Raw genomic sequence first — 18,394 nt, forward strand, 5'->3', positions numbered from 1 at the left:
CCGGCATGAACGGTGCGTAGATTGGGAAAATCGGCCATCTGTTGTCCCGTTTGAAGGATGTTTTTCCGACAGTGTCAGGTTCAAAGCCTGCCGGACGGGCTACCAACTGGTCAATTTCTTCTTTCGGCAATCCGTATACTTTTCCCAGTTCGCGAATGGCTGCCCGTGCCTGAAAGGTCGAAACAGCACCCAGCAGCGCCGTGTGCGCATTACCATAGCGTTTGAAAATGTAATTTTGAACTTCATCGCGCTCACGCCAGGAGTAGTCAATGTCAAAATCGGGCGGAGAGGTGCGTTTGGGATTCAGAAAACGTTCGAAGTAGAGATCTAATTCAATCGGATCCACATCTGTTATTTTCAGGCAATAGGCGACTACACTATTGGCGCCGCTGCCTCGTCCCACATGATAAAATCCACGGGAGAGGGAATATCTGATGATGTCCCACACGATCAGGTAATAAGCTGCAAAGCCCATTTTACTGATGATTGAGAGTTCCTTTTCTACTCTTTGTTGTGCCACTGCAACGTTGTTCCCGTACCGTTGTCGGAGGCCGTCCATTGCCAGTTGGGCGAGCAGAAGCTCGTCATCATGCCGGCTCCCTGTGTAGGTTTGTTTGTTTTTACTGCCTTTGAAGTCGAAGTCAAAAGAGAGCCGGCTTAACAGGTTATCTGTTGTTTTCACAATTTCGGGGTGGTCGGCGAAAGCTTTCATTAGTTTGGCCGGCGGCACCATCCAGTCGTAAGGAGATGCCATGTCACCAGGAGTCAGACGGTCGAGCAGGGTGTTTCGGTCGATGGCTCGCAGGTGGCGGTGCAGTTCCATTCCCCGGCGATTGGCAAAAATCACCGGTTGCCAGATGAGAAGGCGATCCTGACGGTTTCGCCAGGGAGAAGTGAGCAATTGCTTTAGCTGAAAATGGCGGATGCCGATGTATTCATTGTCGTTCAATTCGGAAGGCTGCCGGCTGCCCCAGGGCCATACAATAAAAGCATTCTCAAATGCGGGTGGCTTATCGGGCAACGGCAATCCCTGCAGCCTGTAATGACTTAAAAAACGGTTTAGCTCGCCAAACCCCTTGAAGTTTTTTGCAATGCCGGTATAAAGCCATTTGTTGTTGTTTCGAAACTCGATGCCTGCCAGTGGGGTAATGTTGTTTTTGCGACACGCTTTTACAAATTCAAAAATGCCGGTTGTGTTATTGATATCGGTGAGAATGAGCACACTAATCCCTTGCTCTGCAGCCCTGGCCGCCAGCTCTTCGGGGGAGAGCGTCCCGAAACGGAGACTGTAATATGAATGAACAATGATCATTGTTAAATCGCTCTTCCAACAGCTCCGGCCCCAAACCGATGACGTACATAATCCAGTGTCCTGTAAAGTTGTACCTGCCGGGGGGTATCATCAAAAAGATCGAGTTGCGGGGCACCACTTACCAGATGGGATAACCTCACTCCGATCAGGCGTATTCTGACACGGCGTGTGTAGAGCCGCTTTAGTAAATCTTTGGCAACCGGGATCAGCAGATGATCAAACGATGTGTAAGGCACCATTTTTTGCAGGGTTCGGGTATCAAAATCACTGTATCTGATTTTTACGGATATGCACCCTGTCAGCTTCTCGCCGGCGCGTAACTGGTAAGCCAGTTTCTCGGTCATTTTGACAACGTGGGCCGTCAGCATTTTCATATCTCCCGTATCCTGGTCGAAGGTGCGTTCACTGCTGATGGATTTTCGTTCGGTGTAAGGTTCTACCGGGGTAGGGTCGATGCCGTTGGCTCGTTGCCAGATGGCAATGCCGTTTTTCCCGAGGGCATGACGCAACATTTCAGGAGGCATGTTTTCGAGGGTCTCGATGCGATCGATTCCCATGGAACGCAGCAGCTTGTAAGTGGCCGGTCCGATCATGGGAATTTTACGGATGGACAGGGGCCGTAAAAACGGGCGTACTTCATTGAAAAGCACCTGTTTTTCACCGTTTGGTTTGGCTTCGCCTGTGGCAATTTTTGAGACGGTTTTATTGACAGACAGACCAAAAGAGATGGGCAATCCGGTTTCGCGCATGATTTTATTTCGTAACTCCCGGCTCCATTTCAGGCATCCGAAGAAACGATCCATGCCGGTAAGGTCCAGGTAATGCTCGTCGATCGAAGCTTTCTCGTAAAGCGGCGCCGATTCATCAATAATTTGAGTAACCATACGTGAGTAGCGGCTGTATTCTTCCATATCGCCGCGTACATAGAATGCATGCGGACAAAGTCGCCTGGCCAGTTTCATTGGCATAGCCGAATGCACACCAAAACGGCGGGCTTCGTAGCTGCAGGCTGCTACCACTCCCCGGTCGGACATGCCGCCGACAATGACAGGCATCCCCTGAAGACGACTGTTGAGTAATCGCTCTACCGAAACAAAAAATGTGTCCAGATCGAAGTGTACAATGTGCCGGTTATCAGGATTCATATATTGATTTTGATTATTAATTAATCTTTTTGGTGATTACAATTTAATAAATTGGTGTAAAAAAGAAAAATTTATATGCGTTCCCACGGCTATATTTTGAAGTGCTGGTAAAATTTCCCACGCAAAAGCCGCAAAATATTAGCACGCAAAAGGCAAGAAAGACTATAATCCAACTGAACGATTCCGTTTCCCGGTTTTGATCGGGAATTATTTTCTTTGCAATTTTTGAGTTCCTTTAATTTTGCGTTCTCAGCGTGGAATAAAACAGGTAAAACTCAAAGCCCCTTAAAATAATGTTTAATCGTTTCGACATTTTAAGAATTACCAGGAGGATTGTTTTCAACCTTTCAATAAAACTGCGTAATTTTGGTATCTTTATCAGTGCAGCAGATTACAATGGATTATTCGATTTTCAGATATTAGTTGTAAGAAGTTGTAAGATGAATGCGATGGTGTTGCAAATCAGAATTTAGCATAAATATTCGGTTAAATGCAAGATGCTGATTTTAAAGCAATTGGAACGAACATGACAAAGAATGTTTTAATATAGATTAATAGATTATTAGATTTAAGATGGTAAGATGTAAGATAAAACGGGCCTGACAAGGCATACCACAACAAGAATATGTATAAGTTCTTGCATGCGAGTTCCATCAGACCAATAACTCAGACTTATTTTATACTGATGAAAGATTTCACAATAATCTGTAAAAAAAGTCTAAACGCTGAGACGCGATGACGCAAAGTCTTTTTGTGAGAGATATAGTCGTTCTTTTTAGTCTCACAAATAATTAACTATCAGCGGGTTAATATTTAACGGAGTATTGTGTAAATAAGGTACCAATTACTATGTTGCATTGGTTCGAAAATTACTCATCCCGATATATCGGGACTCCGTTTTTGGCGGCTTCGCAAGCCTTGCAACCGGCACTTTATGGACAGATACTAATTAATCAGACTAAACAATTAAAACATAATATCATGAAAAAAACTCTATGGCTATTAATGGCTTTTACCTTTTCGTTTTCGTTGAAAGCACAGGAAGATTGTTCCTTCAGGAATCCGGATATCTCATTGGATGAGAGGGCGGAATGTATAGTAAAACAGCTTACCGTTGAAGAAAAAATAAACCAGCTGATGAATGCTGCTCCTGCAGTTGACCGGCTGGAGATACCGGAATACGACTGGTGGAATGAGTGTTTACACGGTGTAGCCCGTGCCGGAAGAGCCACGGTTTTTCCGCAGGCTATTGGTATGGCAGCTACATGGGATACCACGCTGGTGTACCGCGTTGGAGATGCCATTAGTACAGAGGCCCGGGCCAAATACAATGTATTTTCGAAACATGGTTATCGCGGACAATATAAGGGATTGACCTTCTGGACGCCCAATGTCAATATTTTCAGAGACCCCCGCTGGGGACGCGGTCAGGAAACTTATGGTGAAGACCCGTTTCTGACCTCCAGAATTGGTGTGTCGTTTGTAAAAGGATTGCAGGGGAATCATCCCAAATATCTGAAAGTGGCCGCTTTGGCTAAGCATTATGCCGTTCACAACGGACCCGAAGCATTGCGACACGAATTCGATGCGAAAGTCAGCATGAAAGATTTGTGGGAAACTTATCTGCCAGCCTTCGAAGCTTTGGTTAAAGAGGCCGGGGTGGAAGGTGTAATGGGGGCGTATAATCGAACCAACGGCGATCCCTGTTGTGCACACCCTTATCTGATGCAGGAAGTACTCCGTGAAAAATGGGGATTTGACGGATATTATGTTTCCGATTGTGGCGCCATCATGGATTTTTATACCGGGCACAAAATTGTGGATACGCCGGAAGAAGCTGCAGCAATGGCTCTTAATGCCGGATGTAACCTGAATTGTGGAGACACTTATGCTTCGTTGTTAAAGTCTCTCGAAAAAGGCCTGACAACGGAAGAAGAAATTGACAGGTCGGTGAAACAATTATTTAAAACACGTCTTCGATTGGGACTTTTTGCGCCCGAAGGCGCTGTGCCGTATGATACGATTAGTACTGACGTGATACGCTCAAAAGAGCATCAGAAACTGGCACTTGAAGCAGCCAGAAAGTCTGTTGTACTTCTGAAAAATGAAGCAAACACACTTCCGGTTGCCAGGGATGTCAAAAAAGTTTATGTAACAGGCCCGACGGCTACTCACGTGCAGGCATTACTGGCCAATTATTACGGCGTCAGCGAGGATATGACCACCATTCTTGAAGGCATTGTCGGAAAAGTGAGTCCGCAAACGTCTGTTCAATACAGGCAGGGGGCTTTGTTGTATGAAGCCAACCGTAACACCATGGATTGGTTTTCGGGGGCAGCAGCCAGTGCCGATGTGACGGTAGCGTGCCTGGGGATATCTCAGCTAATTGAAGGTGAAGAAGGTGAGGCTATTGCTTCAGAACATAGAGGTGACCGGGAACGTACCAGACTGCCACAAAACCAGATCGATTTTTTGAAGCGAATTCGTGCCAGTGCAAAGAAACTGGTGGTTGTTATTACTTCGGGAAGTGCCATTTCACTCCCTGAGATTTATGATATGGCCGATGCCTTACTTTATGTATGGTACCCCGGCGAACAAGGAGGGAAAGCCGTGGCCGATGTGCTTTTTGGCGATGCTGTTCCATCCGGTCGTCTGCCTGTAACAGTTGTTAAATCGGTAGATGATCTGCCTCCTTACGAGAATTATGATATGAAAGGCAGAACTTACCGGTATATGGAAGTTTCGCCTCAGTTTCCGTTTGGATTCGGACTCTCATATACCGATTTTACTTACAGTAATTTGACTTTGGAGAGCAACAAAGTAAAATCAGGAGAGTCGGTGAGACTTAGCTTTGATTTAACCAACGAAGGCGAATATGATGCCGATGAAGTTGTACAGTTCTATATTACCGATGTAGAAGCATCCGTTAATGTTCCCAAACAATCGTTGATTGGTTTTAAAAGAGTTGGCCTGGCCGCCGGCGAAAGCACAAAGATCGAATTTACTGTTACCCCGGATATGATGAAGATAGTGGACAATAATGGTGAGAAAATACTGGAGTCCGGGGAATTTAAAATCTATATTGGCGGATCAAGTTATTCGGAAGTGAACGATGAACTTGGTGCTGCTGAAGGTTTAACAGGTCGTTTTGAAGTGTTGTAATCATATCCGAAATAAATGCCCGTTTACAGATTGTAAATTAGTGTTTGCCCATAAAGTCCCATTTGCTGTTTTACGCTTGCAGCTGGCACTTTATGGGCAGACACTAATTAGTGCCTGTCTATAAAGTAGGGAAAGTTTCCTACTTATCATGTGTCTGTTCAGAAAGTGTCATTTACAAGGCTTGCGAAGCCGCCAAAAACGCAGTTTACTTTTCGTAAATGAGTATTTTGGCGGCAAGCGTAACACAGTAAATGGCACTTTATGGACAGACACTAATTATACCTGAATTTTTGCAGGCAAACGGCTGCTTGTTTGCAAAAATTTGGATTATAGTATTTCATCATACAATAGATCGTCAGATTACTGATTTAGTTTGTCCGATTTATTGGAGTAATATTTCCCGCTTTATTCTCCATGCCCCATGCCCCATGCTCTATGTCCCATGCTCTATCTTCTGCCTTTCGGCGACTTTTCTCCAACAATCCCTTGTTTGGTTAAGATCGAACTACAGATACTTTTACTTTTTCTTCCAAAAAATTCCGATTTTTACAGCTTAATTTTCTTCATATATGGAGTCACAGGTTATTGCAGAGCAGGTTGTCATTGCAGGCATGATTGTATTAACAGGTACGGTTGGCAGTTGGGCCAAAATTATTACTGAGCAGATACGTTATGCTATCTCAAGGTTGGTTTTTAACATTACGTTACCGTTATTGATCGTCACTACGATTTCCCGGATGGAGATGTCGCATGAGGTGCTTGTCAATGGATGGTGGGCATTAGTGTTTACCGTTGTGTCGATACTTTTGATGTATGGTTTTGGTAAAGTGTCTTCCCGGCTGTTTCGTTTACCCAACCGTTCAGCTGTTGTGCATGAGTTGCATACCATGTTTGGAAACATTGTGTTCCTGGGCTTTCCGCTGATAGCCGCTTTATACCCCGAGGGGGAAAGCTTATTGTATGCTTCCATCTATTATATGGTATCCAGTTTTATGCAATGGACTTATGCGGTATTTCGTCTTAAGGGACAGAAGGATGTGCCGGTGCGTGACCGCTTTAATAACCTGCTAAATCCCAATACGGTTGCATTTGCTGTCGGGATATTGCTTTTCTTTATTCAGTTTCAGTTACCATATCTGGTATATCAGCCTTTTCGAACAATCGGGAATGCTACCAGTCCGTTGGCACTATTGTATATTGGAGCTACACTTGCAGGAACAAATTTGAAGGGGATACTCAAACGTTACGATATTTATGTTTTGAGCTTCAATAAGTTGTTGTTAATTCCTTTTGTGCTATTGCTGATAATTAACTTTTTTGTAAAACAGATTGGAATTGATTTTGGCGATATGCCCGGCACCATAATCGTACTTGAAACCGCTATGCCATGTATGAGTATGATAGTGATAATGGCAAAGGCTTATGGCGCTGCCGATGACCTTGCTTCTGAAAATGTGTTTTTCACTACTGTCCTTAGTCTTCTTACTCTTCCTGTTGTATATTTTCTTACTACGGCGGTTTGAGGGTGGAATGGCAGCATGGGGCATGGCAGCATGGAGCATAGAGAATAATATCTTGTCTTTTTCATCTGTGTCACCGTTTAGCAACAACATTTGTTTTTGATTAAAATTTCCGACTTTTGTGAAGACAATCTTATTAAACAATGACTTATCAGGAAACCATTAAATATCTTTTTGAGCAGTTGCCTGTGTATCAGCGCAGCGGGAAGGCTGCCTACAAAGCCGACTTGAAAAATACGCTTGAACTGGACAATCATTTTGGTCATCCTCACCGGCGTTTCAGGACAATTCATGTTGCCGGTACCAACGGAAAGGGGAGTGTCTCACATCTGCTGGCCTCCATTTTACAAAGTGCCGGGTATCGCACCGGCCTCTATACATCGCCTCATTTATTAGATTTCAGGGAGCGCATCCGTATCAATGGCCGGATGATACCTGAAAAGGAAGTGACAGATTTTGTTGCGGTTAACCGTGACATCATAGACCGTATTCATCCTTCTTTTTTCGAGATGACGGTGGCTCTGGCTTTCGATTATTTTTACAGGGCTGAAATTGATGTGGCAGTTATAGAAGTCGGTCTTGGCGGCCGGTTGGATTCAACAAATATTATTACACCCGACTTGTCGGTGATCACCAATATAGGGATGGATCACACCATGTTTTTGGGAAATACACTTTCCGCTATTGCAGGGGAGAAGGCAGGTATTATCAAAAACAATGTTCCGGTTGTAATCGGGCGCCGGCAGGAAGAAATTGCGGATGTTTTTTGTCAAAAAGCAAAGGAGATGAAATCGCCGATTTACTTTGCTTCACAGATGATCGGTTTAAAAAAAGTGCGGGAGGATGACACTTTTCAACATATATCGGTGGCTTCCGATGCTCTTTCCGGGACATTCAGATTGCCGTTGCTGGGAAATTACCAGCAGGAGAATCTTCTGACAGTGCTGGCATCGGTTGTAGAGCTGAGAGAGGCAGGTTATTCTGTTACCGATTCTGCAATCCATCGAGGCATAGAAAAAGTAACGGAGCAAACAGGACTGGCCGGCCGATGGCAAGTTATATCCCGCAAGCCTCTGGTGGTGTGTGATACCGGCCATAACGCCGACGGAATAGAGCGGATATCAGCACAATTGAAATTGATTACGGCTGATAAAACCCACATAGTTTGGGGGATGGTCGACGACAAGGATGTGCAGGGAATTATGAAGCTTCTCCCTCAGAATGCACTTTATTATTTTACCCGTGCATCCATCCCTCGTGCAATGGATGAACACATTCTGGGCAAACTGGCCGGGGAGGCAGGATTAAAAGGAGAAACTTACCCCGATGTCAGCGCGGCGGTGGCTGCTGCCCGCGAAAATGCATCAGATAACGATTTGATTTTCATTGGAGGGAGTACTTTTATTGTCGCTGAGGCGCTTGAAAAATGACTTTATTGTTTGGTGGTTGAAAAAAACTCTTCTATATTTGCATCGCTTTTGAGAAAACAGGGCGATTAGCTCAGCTGGTTCAGAGCACCTGCCTTACAAGCAGGGGGTCAATGGTTCGAATCCATTATCGCCCACCGCAATCACTTTTAGAAAGTTTGACACTGTTTTCTCAACAGGGCGATTAGCTCAGCTGGTTCAGAGCACCTGCCTTACAAGCAGGGGGTCAATGGTTCGAATCCATTATCGCCCACCTATGAAGGACCTCGAAAGGTCCTTTTTTTTGTTTAAAGTAGAAAGGTCCTTTTTATTTAATGATTTCTTTCGTTAATGAAAAACTTCATTAAATTTGTATCTTAACAACCAGGTTTAAATAAAAATCTGACATGGAAGAAGGAAGTAACAAAAAGAGAAGTTTTCCCGTCCCGGAACCTGCCTTACGCCGTATGCCATGTTATCTGGCTTATCTGAAAATTGCTTCCCGTAAAGGCGACCGATACATTTCTTCAACCAATATTGCCGGTGATATGGGGGTCGACCCCACACAGGTAACCAAGGACCTCTCTTATACCGGTATCACCGGCAAAACCCGTGTCGGATATGAAGTGGAACCATTGATCGATGCACTTGAAGATTTCCTTGGATTCAGGATGGTAGATAAAGCTTTCCTTTTTGGTGCCGGAAGTCTCGGTCGGGCTTTATTGCACGATCACGGCCTTAAACAGTACGGCCTTAATGTTGTAAAAGCTTTCGATATAGACCCTGCCGTGGTTGGTCGCGAGATCGTTAATGTTCCCATTCATCACATCGACGATTTTAAGCTTATGCGCGAAGAAGGTGTGGAAATAGGCATACTGACCGTCCCCACCGAAAGTGCCCAGCAGGTAGCTGATTTAATGGTGGAAGGAGGTATTCGCGCTATCTGGAACTTTACCCCTGTCCGAATTAAAACCCCCGACGATGTTGTGGTTCAGAATACTTCCTTGTATGCACATCTGGCCGTAATGTTTAACCGGCTTCACGAAATTAAGCAAGACGAAAAAAAATATTAGTATAGCTGGTGAGCTGGTGAGCTGGTGAGCTGATGAGCTCATTTCTCACCCCTCAATCCTCATCAGCTCACCCCTCAACCCTCACCAGCTATTTTAATCTTTCACCTATCTTTTTTCTTGTTGAGGCAAAGATTTTTAATAACTCTTCTGATTCATTCCTGAGATGACTTGTTTGATTTAATGTCATTAGTTCGCTTTCCTCTAAGAGTTCAATCCAGAAAAGCGTTTCATCGCATTCTTCCACTACAATGCTGAGTTTTGAAAAGTATTCTTTCTCGGATCTTGCTCTGGCTGCTGCTCTGAAATTTGCTGCAACAGAAGTTCCTGAGCGAAAAAGTTGTTTGCCAATCATTTGGTGTTGGGCAAGCTTTGGCAACGATGCATAAAACTTGATAATTTCAATGGCAAAGGCCTTTGATCTTTTGCAATACTTCCGATTGAAATCACTCATAAATTAGGGTTTTAATGGTATAATAATATTTGGATATTTCAGCTCATCCCTCAACCCTCAATCCTCATCAGCTCAATCCTCATCAGTTCAATCCTCACCAGCTCAATCCTCATCAGCTCAATCCTCAACAGCTCAAAAAGTCAGAGAGAACGTGGTTTCTTTTCCCGGTTCGGAATACGCGTTGATACTTCCCCTGTGCAGTCGCATAATTTGTCGCGACAGGCTGAGACCAATTCCGGAACCCTGAGGCTTTGTGGTAAAGAACGGGATGAATATTTTGTCCAGAACATCGGGCAGTATGCCTTTGCCGTTATCGGTTACCTGAATGGTGATACGTCCGCGCCGGTTGAGAAAGGCCTTGATTTCGATCCGGGGATTTTCCCTGTTTTCGAGCGCATGAATGGCGTTTTTAACGAGGTTTATCAACACCTGTTCAATCAGGTGCTCGTCTGCTGATAGTTCCAGTGATTCGGGTTCCACGATCACTTTGCAGGTAATACCTTTTTCCTTAATTTCTTTTTCATGGAGCTCCCGTATATTGTTGAGCAGATGGTATACTTTGAAAATAGTAAAGTTCGGGGTGGGTATTTTAGTCAGGTTGCGATAAGTATTGACAAAGTGGAGTAATCCGTCGGTTCGTTTGTGAATGGTTTGCAGAGCCTGCTCTACCTCCTTCAGCGATTCGGTATCTTCTTGTTCCACATTCCGGGCTTCGAGTGAATCAATGATATTTTGTATCAGCTGCTTGATCGTGGATGAGAGAGAAGATATCGGGGTGATGGAGTTCATGATTTCGTGTGTGAGCACCCGTATAAGTTTCTGCCACGATTCCATTTCTTTTTCATCGAGTTCCTGCTGGATGTTTTTGATAGAAACCAGCATAATACTGCGGTTGTGAATGCGAAACTCGGTGGCATAGATGGCCAGTTGCAAAAGGTCGTCTTTTTCCCGCACACGCACCAGGGTGTTCTCTCCGTGCTTGATTGTCAGAAGCTTTTGGACGATGTCCGGGCTAAACTCACGTAATCCTTGTATGTTGTGTAACGTTCGTACCTGAAATAGTTTTTTTGTCGCATTGTTGATCAGTTCCACCTTGCCGTCTTTCTGGAAAGCAATAAGGGAAATTCCGATGTGCTGAATGACTGTTTGCAGGTAAAAATAGTTCTCTTCCTTTTCGGCCCTGACCGCCTGAAAATCTTTAATCACTTCATTGAACGATTTTTTGAGCTTATCGAACGATGAGTCAAGACTTTCAACCTGAAATGTTCGGGTGAAATCGGAGTAGCGAATGGATTCAAGGAAATTGTTAAGTACACGGTTGGTGCGGTCAACATAAAATATCATGGCCACCACCTGGAAAACAATGAGAAGTCCCACCAGTATAAGAGTCATGGTGAGACTGGTGTTGTACCACAGGTAACTGAACCCGAAGATAGAGACAGTCAGCAAAACTGTCCGGATGATATAATTGGTTCTGAAATTATTAAAGCCCATATTTTTCCATTCTCCGGTAAAGTGATGTACGAGTCAGTCCCAGATCGGATGCGGCTTTGGAAATGTTACCGCTATGCATGCGCAGGACTTTTTCAATAACCTTCTGTTCTATTTCTTCCAGGTTGTAGGTATCAAACTCGAAAGAGTCGGCAGTACCACCGTGAGATGAAAGCTGGAAATCGTTTTCGTCGAGATTGGGCGATTCACTCATTATGACGGCCCGCTCCAGCACATGCTGAAATTCACGAACATTTCCCGGCCATGGATAAGAACGGAACTTTTTGATAACCTGATTGCTGAGTTTGTTGATTTTTTTATTGTATTTTTTGCCAAATATTTTCAGGAAATGTTCTGCCAGAAGGGGAATATCTTCCGGACGCTCCCGAAGTGGGGGAATTTCAATTTCTACCGTGTTGATACGATAAATAAGGTCCTGTCGGAAGCGGTCTTCTGCAGCCATTTGTTTCAATGGCATATTGGTTGCACTAATGAGTCTTATGTCGATGGATTTGGGTTTATTGGCTCCTACTCGTGTAACTTCTCTTCGTTCGAGCACTGTAAGCAGTTTTGCCTGCATCGGAAGAGAGAGGTTTCCAATTTCGTCAAGAAAGATGGTTCCTCCCGAGGCGAGTTCAAACCGTCCGGGACGATCAGCTTTGGCATCGGTAAATGCCCCTTTGACATGTCCAAAGAGCTCGCTTTCGAAAAGTGTTTCACTGAGTGCCCCAAGGTCTACACTGATGAATACTTCATCTTTTCGCAATGAGTTACGGTGAAGCGCCCTTGCAACCAATTCTTTTCCGGTTCCGTTTTCACCCAGTATCAAAACATTGGCATCGGTTCCGGCCACCTTCTTTATGGTACTGAAAACCTGCTGCATTCCCGGAGAAGCACCAATGAAATCGGCGAAGGGCTGATCCATGATGGTGTTGATCTCTTTTTGTTTTTCGCGCAGGTCGGAGGCTTCACGGCGCGAACGGTTTAGCTTAATAGCCGAAGATATAGTGGCCAGAAGCTTTTCGTTTTGCCATGGTTTGATAATGAAATCTGTAGCGCCTGCTTTAATGGCCTGTACAGATTTTTCCACATCCCCGTATGCAGTGATAAACAGAACCACTGCCTGCGGATCAATCTCAAGTATTTTGTTGAGCCAGTAGAATCCCTCTTTACCACTGATGGCATCCTGGGTAAAATTCATGTCCAGTAGAATCACATCGTAGTCTGTCTCTTTCATCAGCGAAGGAATATTTTCCGGATCGGTTTCCGTGGTGATGAGTTCTACGTGCGGACGCAACAATAATTTTAAAGCAAACAGAATATCGGTGTTATCGTCAACTGCAAGAATTTTTCCGGTTTTTGTGGCCATAGCATTAATTTAGTTAATTTTATACATTAACTGTTTCCGAGAGAAGCCCGAATCATAGGGGCAGGCAGACACAAGTTGTGACAATCTCTGTCATGTTCGTTTCAAATGTATTAAAAAATTGTCCATGTCTTTGATAAAATTGTTCGTTAACGGACAATTTTTATGTCTTTAGAAGCAGAAAAGCGCTTTAAGATTCGTTCAAAGTATTGTATATCAATTGATGGTTGTTTTTGGCCGGATTTGTGATATATTTTAAAACGGCCTCAAGATAATGTCAAGGCAATGACCTTTAATCTTCCTGCAAGTTTTTAATTTTAACGGTTTTTTATTTGACGTAGCACTATGGAAATCATCATGGTGTTCGCGAATGTACATTTAGTGTCCGGCATTGAACATTTTTTTGGATTTATGATACATACAAGAAACATACAAAAATTTTATCAACGTGGGGAACACGTAAGATATGCTTTGCAAAACATCAATATTGATATCAATGAAGGCGAATTCGTAGTTGTCAGAGGGCCCTCGGCAAGCGGAAAAACCACATTGCTCGGTTTGTTGGGATTGGTTGATGCCCCTTCGGGGGGTGAAATATATTTTAAAGACACAGAAGTTGCCCGTATTTCAGAGTCTGAAAGGGATAAAATAAGGCGCAAACATATTGCCTTTGTATTCGAAAACTTTTATCTGATTGAGGATATGACAATTTCGGAAAATATTGAATTGCCACTACAATATTTACCGTTTAAACGTAAGGAGAAGAAACATATCGTTAATGATTTGATGGAACGTTTCCGCTTAACTCATTTGAAGCGTCAGTATCCTTCCAAACTTGGTAACCTGACCCGGCAAAAGGTTGCGCTTGCCAGGGCTTGCAGCTCCTCGCCAGATATTATCTTTGCCGATGAGCCTTGTGGCCGCTTAAGTTCCGGTGAGTGCGAAGAGTTTATGGAATTGTTTCGTCAGATCAACGAGGAAGGAACGACAATTGTGATGGCTACTCACTCTGAAGATAATTCCAGACATGGGCAACGCATTATCCAGCTGTTTGATGGTCACGTGATTACTCATTCCACAGAGGGGCGATGACAGAATTGAAACGAGTCCCGGGTAATCGGGATGAGTTCTTTTTGGCCAATAACTTAGACTGATTAGTTTCTGTCCATAAAGTAAATAGTCAGTTTAAAAAAGCCGAAACGCAGAGACCCAACGACGCAAAGTTTTATTATGAGAGAATAGTGGTTTGTGCCATTAATTGTGTAAGCAGTTAATTACCAGACATCTGGAAAAGTTTAACGGAGTATTGTAAAGTAATATTTGTTGCGTTAGCCAAAAACGGAGTTTACTTATCGTAAATGAGTATTTTGGCGGCTTCGCAAGCCTTGCAACCGGCACTTTCTGAACAGACACATGATTTGTTACAACTTTTCCCGACTTTAGGCGGGCACTAATTAAAGAGGTTTGTTTATTACACACACAAATTGATTTATGCGCATTTGGAGTTATATAAATACATCGTTCCGGACATTGTTTTTGCATCGGGGCTTTTCTTTGCTGATTCTTTTCGGGCTTTCGGTGGGGATAGCAATGAGTATTTTTGTGCTGGAATATGTTTATTATCAGTTTTCATACGACAAGCACTACCGGGATTCCGATAATATTTATCGTGTAGTATCGAAAGGAAAGCTTGAAAATGAATATGTTGATGTAGCTCTTACGCCAATGGTACTGGCTTCCGAATTACAAAAGTATCCCGGGGTTTCTGCATTGACGAGGATTATTGATACTTCTGAAAAACCCGTTCAAAGTGATTATTCCAAAGCCTACGAGTCGGATATTATTTTTGCCGATTCCTCTTTCTTTTCGGTGTTTTTCCGGCCATTTGTTTTGGGTGATGCAAAAGATTGCTTTTCCGATTCAACAGGAATTGCTATATCCAGATCGGCGGCTTCCAGATTGTTTGCAAACCATAACCCTATTGGCGAAATCATTCGCATCAACGAAACGGATACATTTGTGGTAAGAGGTGTATATCAGGATGTTCCTGATAACAGTCACTTTAAATATGATATTGTTTTACCATACCGGATAGTTGAAAAGCAGTTAAAGGAACATTACGGTCAGAGCTATCAGGAGATTGAAGAAAGTTGGTTTTCCCTGATTACTTATGTTTATGTAAAAACCAAACCCGGTACGGAAGCCGATTTACTTGCCGACCGATTTAATTCGGAAATTCAAACTGAAATGGAAGAACAACGTGATGAGTTGTTCGATCCCCTGTCACAAACTTATCTGAATTATCATTTTCAGAAATTGGAAGATATCTATCTTTTTTCGAACTGCGATTTTGAGATAGGGGAAACCACAAGTCCTTTATATGTATATATATTTCTGGGGATAGCATTCTTTATTTTATTGGTAACAGCGTTTAATTTTATGAATCTGACAACTTCGCGGGCGTTGGACCGGGTAAGGGAAGCAGGAGTCAGGCGAATTTTCGGGGCGAGAAGAGGCAGTCTGGTTGCCCGGTTTATCAGTGAGTCGGTATTGTTTAGTTTTATAGCACTCTTTTTAGGGCTTGTTTTGGTTGAATTACTTCTGCCTTATTTTAGTGATCTTTTCCGGATGGATTTTTTGGATCAGAACTATCGGGAACAAATCAATATGTCCTGGGTTTTGGTGGGTACTTTACTGGTAGGGGTTTTGTCGGGGCTTTATCCGGCTTTGGTTTTTTCCGGGATCAGGCCGGTGCATCTTTACACCGGACAAAATACGTTCTCATCTTATCCGGGAATATGGTTCAGAGGGGCTTTGGTTTTTATTCAGGTATTTGTGGCCGTGGTGCTTTGTGCGGTTGCGATAGGAATGTGGCGGCAAATGAATTTTGTGAAAAATTATGATCTTGGGTTTGATCCTCAAAATCTTGTTCTCATTGAAAGAGCACGCTATTTAGGCGAGGATGTTGATTCGGTTATTAGCGAACTCAGCAAGATTGATGGCGTTTCGCATGTGAGTAAAATGTATTCCAATCCGGGCGAGCCTGTCTCTATAATGTCTTTTAACCTGGCAGAAGATAGTACCAGGACATATTTTCTTTCAGTATTTTATGTTGATTGTACTGTTTTTGAGACTTTACAGGCCAAAATAAAAAGCGGAAAGGTGCATTGTAATGATACCAGCCGGATATTGATTAATGAGGAAGCTGCATCGATGATGAACATCAGTAAACTCGATGGGCAAAAACTTCAGACCATGGCTTCAGGAGGGGGCGATATCAAAGAATATCCTATAACGGGAATTATCGAAAATGTATACATGGGAAGTCTCAAGAATACTTTGCGACCGGCCATGTTTGTTCCCGTTCAAAGTCATGAAATTCCCCGCAGCCTTCTGGTGCGTTATTCGGATATTGATTACAGTTCTGTTTATCGTCGGATAAAAGAGGTTTGGGATCGTTCAGGCACAGGCGCTCCTTTTCTGGGCGGGTTGATAGCAGAGCGCCTCGATAATTTTTACCGTGAGGATTACCGTTATAGTTCCCTTGCCACAGCATTTGCTGTTTTGGTGGTAATAATGGCTTCATTGGGGATGACAGGTTTGGTCTCTTTTTTAATAGCGACCCGGCGTCATGGTTTCTTCCTGCGCAAGCTTACCGGATTTCCTGATTTTCATATTATCCTTAGCCTTTTCCGTGGTTATCTGAGATTTGTTTTGGCAGGTGTTGTTTTGGCTCTGCCCGTTTCACAAATCCTTTTGAATATTTGGTTAGAGACGTTTAGTGTTCATTATTATTCGGATTATCTTTGTTTCGTTGTTTCTGCTGTTTTACTTACCGGAATTGCTGCCGGGATTGTTTACTATGGAGTGAGAAAACTCCGGAAACAGATGTCTTTGCATCAGTTCTGAACGAAGTCTTCCTTTACCATACTTTTAACTTCACAAAACCAAATGGTTTTAAAAAAAATCGATATATTTGCGCGTTTAGAAAAAAGTAATGAGTCTGCTTCTTAAATAGCTGTTTTGTCAACGTCGGGGTGCAGAGGATTTTTAACCGAAGTTAATTTTTTGTTAATGAGATTTTGAAAATTCGCTGCAACAATCAGATTGGTAAAAATGAACTTTTAATCGGCTGACTCAGGAATGTGATTTTGAAATAAAAAAATACCTACAAATGCAGAACAAAGGAGCGATCAGACTATTTGCCATTCTTTTGGCACTGGTTAGTTTGTATCAGTTGATCTTTACATTTCAGACCCGCGAGGTTGAAAAACAGGCTGAGGTATATGCCAAACAGCGTGGCGGGGACGATCCCGATCTGGTTAGTAAATACCGGTTCAACTATCTCGATTCCATGAAGAATAAGGTAGTTTATAATTTTCTTTTCGGATTAAGGGAATATACCTATCAGGAATGTAAAGAGCGTGAAATTAATTTCGGACTCGACCTCAAAGGCGGAATGAACCTTATTCTTGAAGTTCAGGTTGAGGATATAATCAAAGCGCTTTCCAATTACAATCAGGACGAAGCTTTTATCGAAGCATTGAAGCTTGCCCGCGAAAGAGAGAAAAATTCTACCAGGGATTTTATAACACTTTTTGGGGAAGCTTTTGAAGAGGTCGCTCCCGAAGGTCGCCTGGCGGCTATTTTTAATACAGTTGAATTAAGGGATAAAGTTGATTACAATTCTACCAACGAAGAAGTCCTTCGCGTCATCCGGGAAGAAGCCCGGGGCGCTATTGATAATGCCTTTAATATTCTTCGTACACGTATCGACCGTTTTGGGGTAACGCAACCCAATATTCAGCGGTTGGACCAGACAGGCCGTATTCTTATAGAACTTCCCGGAGTCGGCGATCCGGAACGGGTTAAGGACCTGTTACAGGGCACTGCCAATTTGGAGTTTTGGGAAACTTACAATCAGGAGGAAATTTTTGAAAGTCTGATAAGCGTTAATCAGTTAACGGCTGAGATTGAAGCTGTCAGAAAGGCGAATGCGGATACAACAGAAGTGAAACCTGAAGTTTCATTGGAAGAGGGCGAAGAGGGAAGCGATCTGGCATTACTCGACGAAATAGAAAGCGATACACTGGATGTTGATGCCGGGGAGGAAGGCGTAACTTCACTCTTTACTTATCTTGCTCCCAGTGGGCGTCCGAATAGTCCTGTAGTGGGGCTTGCAACTTCCCGTGATACCGGTAAGGTTAACAGTTATCTTGCTCTCGAAGAGGTACAATCACTTCTACCGCGTGATGTTAAATTCCTTTGGACGGTAAAACCAATTCCTGCAGAAGAGGCTCAATACTGGACCAATCAGCAGTTTGACGAAAATGATGAACTGTTTCAACTGATAGCACTGAAGGTGACCAGCCATGACGGGCGTCCGCCATTAGAAGGAGATGCCGTCTCCGGTGCACGGGCGGTTACCAATCAGCAGGGACAATATGAGATAGAGATGTCTATGAACA

General features: G+C 43.4%; 11 protein-coding genes, 2 tRNA genes and 1 pseudogene. 9 read left to right on the top strand and 5 right to left on the bottom strand.

Features of this window, described 5'->3' with window-relative positions:
* On the bottom strand, positions 1–1,312 hold a 1,312-nt coding region (locus ATH1_RS19965), incomplete at its 3' end, for a PHP domain-containing protein (protein ID WP_010425017.1).
* A 2-nt stretch (positions 1,313–1,314) separates the two neighbouring features.
* Positions 1,315–2,457: a DNA polymerase IV gene (gene dinB / locus ATH1_RS0117925; protein ID WP_010425019.1), complete on the bottom strand. Its 1,143-nt coding sequence runs from the start codon at positions 2,455–2,457 to the stop codon at positions 1,315–1,317.
* 981 nt (positions 2,458–3,438) lie between these two features.
* On the opposite strand from dinB, the gene ATH1_RS0117935 reads away from it, so the two are divergent.
* From ATH1_RS0117935 to ATH1_RS0117960, 6 genes are all read left to right on the top strand, one after another.
* Positions 3,439–5,619 carry a glycoside hydrolase family 3 N-terminal domain-containing protein gene (locus ATH1_RS0117935; protein WP_029164202.1) on the top strand — a complete coding sequence of 727 codons (2,181 nt, stop codon included), beginning with the start codon at positions 3,439–3,441 and terminating at the stop codon, positions 5,617–5,619.
* A gap of 569 nt (positions 5,620–6,188) precedes the next feature.
* On the top strand, positions 6,189–7,142 hold the full coding sequence (locus ATH1_RS0117940; protein WP_010422014.1) for an AEC family transporter: 954 nt from the start codon (positions 6,189–6,191) through the stop codon (positions 7,140–7,142).
* 140 nt (positions 7,143–7,282) lie between these two features.
* Positions 7,283–8,569 carry a bifunctional folylpolyglutamate synthase/dihydrofolate synthase gene (locus ATH1_RS0117945; RefSeq protein WP_010422012.1) on the top strand — a complete coding sequence of 429 codons (1,287 nt, stop codon included), beginning with the start codon at positions 7,283–7,285 and terminating at the stop codon, positions 8,567–8,569.
* A 59-nt stretch (positions 8,570–8,628) separates the two neighbouring features.
* Positions 8,629–8,703: transfer RNA gene (locus ATH1_RS0117950), tRNA-Val, on the top strand.
* A 41-nt stretch (positions 8,704–8,744) separates the two neighbouring features.
* A tRNA-Val gene (locus tag ATH1_RS0117955) sits at positions 8,745–8,819 on the top strand.
* Between the two features lie 133 nt (positions 8,820–8,952).
* Positions 8,953–9,618 carry a redox-sensing transcriptional repressor Rex gene (locus ATH1_RS0117960; protein WP_010422010.1) on the top strand — a complete coding sequence of 222 codons (666 nt, stop codon included), beginning with the start codon at positions 8,953–8,955 and terminating at the stop codon, positions 9,616–9,618.
* An 88-nt stretch (positions 9,619–9,706) separates the two neighbouring features.
* Here ATH1_RS0117960 and ATH1_RS0117965 read toward each other — a convergent pair whose 3' ends face one another.
* The 3 genes from ATH1_RS0117965 to ATH1_RS0117975 all read right to left on the bottom strand — a co-directional run bounded on the left by ATH1_RS0117965 (position 9,707) and on the right by ATH1_RS0117975 (position 12,929).
* Positions 9,707–10,069 (bottom strand): four helix bundle protein, encoded by a 363-nt coding sequence (locus ATH1_RS0117965; protein WP_010422007.1) that lies wholly within the window; start codon positions 10,067–10,069, stop codon positions 9,707–9,709.
* Positions 10,070–10,201: 132 nt separating this feature from the next.
* Positions 10,202–11,563 carry a sensor histidine kinase gene (locus ATH1_RS0117970; protein ID WP_010422002.1) on the bottom strand — a complete coding sequence of 454 codons (1,362 nt, stop codon included), beginning with the start codon at positions 11,561–11,563 and terminating at the stop codon, positions 10,202–10,204.
* Positions 11,553–12,929 (bottom strand): sigma-54-dependent transcriptional regulator, encoded by a 1,377-nt coding sequence (locus ATH1_RS0117975; protein WP_010422000.1) that lies wholly within the window; start codon positions 12,927–12,929, stop codon positions 11,553–11,555. Before ATH1_RS0117975 ends, ATH1_RS0117970 begins: the two co-directional genes overlap by 11 nt.
* 408 nt (positions 12,930–13,337) lie before the next feature.
* On the opposite strand from ATH1_RS0117975, the gene ATH1_RS0117980 reads away from it, so the two are divergent.
* The 3 genes and pseudogenes from ATH1_RS0117980 to ATH1_RS0117990 all read left to right on the top strand — a co-directional run.
* The gene (locus tag ATH1_RS0117980) at positions 13,338–14,018 is read left to right on the top strand and encodes an ABC transporter ATP-binding protein (RefSeq protein ID WP_029164104.1); all 681 of its coding nucleotides are present in this window, start codon (positions 13,338–13,340) and stop codon (positions 14,016–14,018) included.
* Between the two features lie 399 nt (positions 14,019–14,417).
* A complete protein-coding gene (locus ATH1_RS0117985) occupies positions 14,418–16,835 on the top strand; it encodes an ABC transporter permease (RefSeq protein WP_010421996.1) in 2,418 nt (805 codons plus the stop codon).
* A 265-nt stretch (positions 16,836–17,100) separates the two neighbouring features.
* Positions 17,101–18,394, top strand: a pseudogene (locus tag ATH1_RS0117990) (protein translocase subunit SecDF); the annotation flags it as partial.

This window comes from Anaerophaga thermohalophila DSM 12881 (genome assembly GCF_000191885.1).
GTDB lineage: Bacteria > Bacteroidota > Bacteroidia > Bacteroidales > Marinilabiliaceae > Anaerophaga > Anaerophaga thermohalophila.

Excerpts from the sequence above, each read along its gene's own strand:
- ATH1_RS0117985 (WP_010421996.1), top strand. The coding sequence starts at position 14,418 with ATGCGCATTTGGAGTTATATAAATACATCGTTCCGGACATTGTTTTTG.
- ATH1_RS0117945 (WP_010422012.1), top strand. The coding sequence starts at position 7,283 with ATGACTTATCAGGAAACCATTAAATATCTTTTTGAGCAGTTGCCTGTG.
- ATH1_RS0117970 (WP_010422002.1), bottom strand. The coding sequence starts at position 11,563 with ATGGGCTTTAATAATTTCAGAACCAATTATATCATCCGGACAGTTTTG.
- ATH1_RS0117975 (WP_010422000.1), bottom strand. The coding sequence starts at position 12,929 with ATGGCCACAAAAACCGGAAAAATTCTTGCAGTTGACGATAACACCGAT.
- ATH1_RS0117940 (WP_010422014.1), top strand. The coding sequence starts at position 6,189 with ATGGAGTCACAGGTTATTGCAGAGCAGGTTGTCATTGCAGGCATGATT.
- ATH1_RS0117960 (WP_010422010.1), top strand. The coding sequence starts at position 8,953 with ATGGAAGAAGGAAGTAACAAAAAGAGAAGTTTTCCCGTCCCGGAACCT.
- dinB (WP_010425019.1), bottom strand. The coding sequence starts at position 2,457 with ATGAATCCTGATAACCGGCACATTGTACACTTCGATCTGGACACATTT.
- ATH1_RS0117980 (WP_029164104.1), top strand. The coding sequence starts at position 13,338 with ATGATACATACAAGAAACATACAAAAATTTTATCAACGTGGGGAACAC.
- ATH1_RS0117965 (WP_010422007.1), bottom strand. The coding sequence starts at position 10,069 with ATGAGTGATTTCAATCGGAAGTATTGCAAAAGATCAAAGGCCTTTGCC.
- ATH1_RS0117935 (WP_029164202.1), top strand. The coding sequence starts at position 3,439 with ATGAAAAAAACTCTATGGCTATTAATGGCTTTTACCTTTTCGTTTTCG.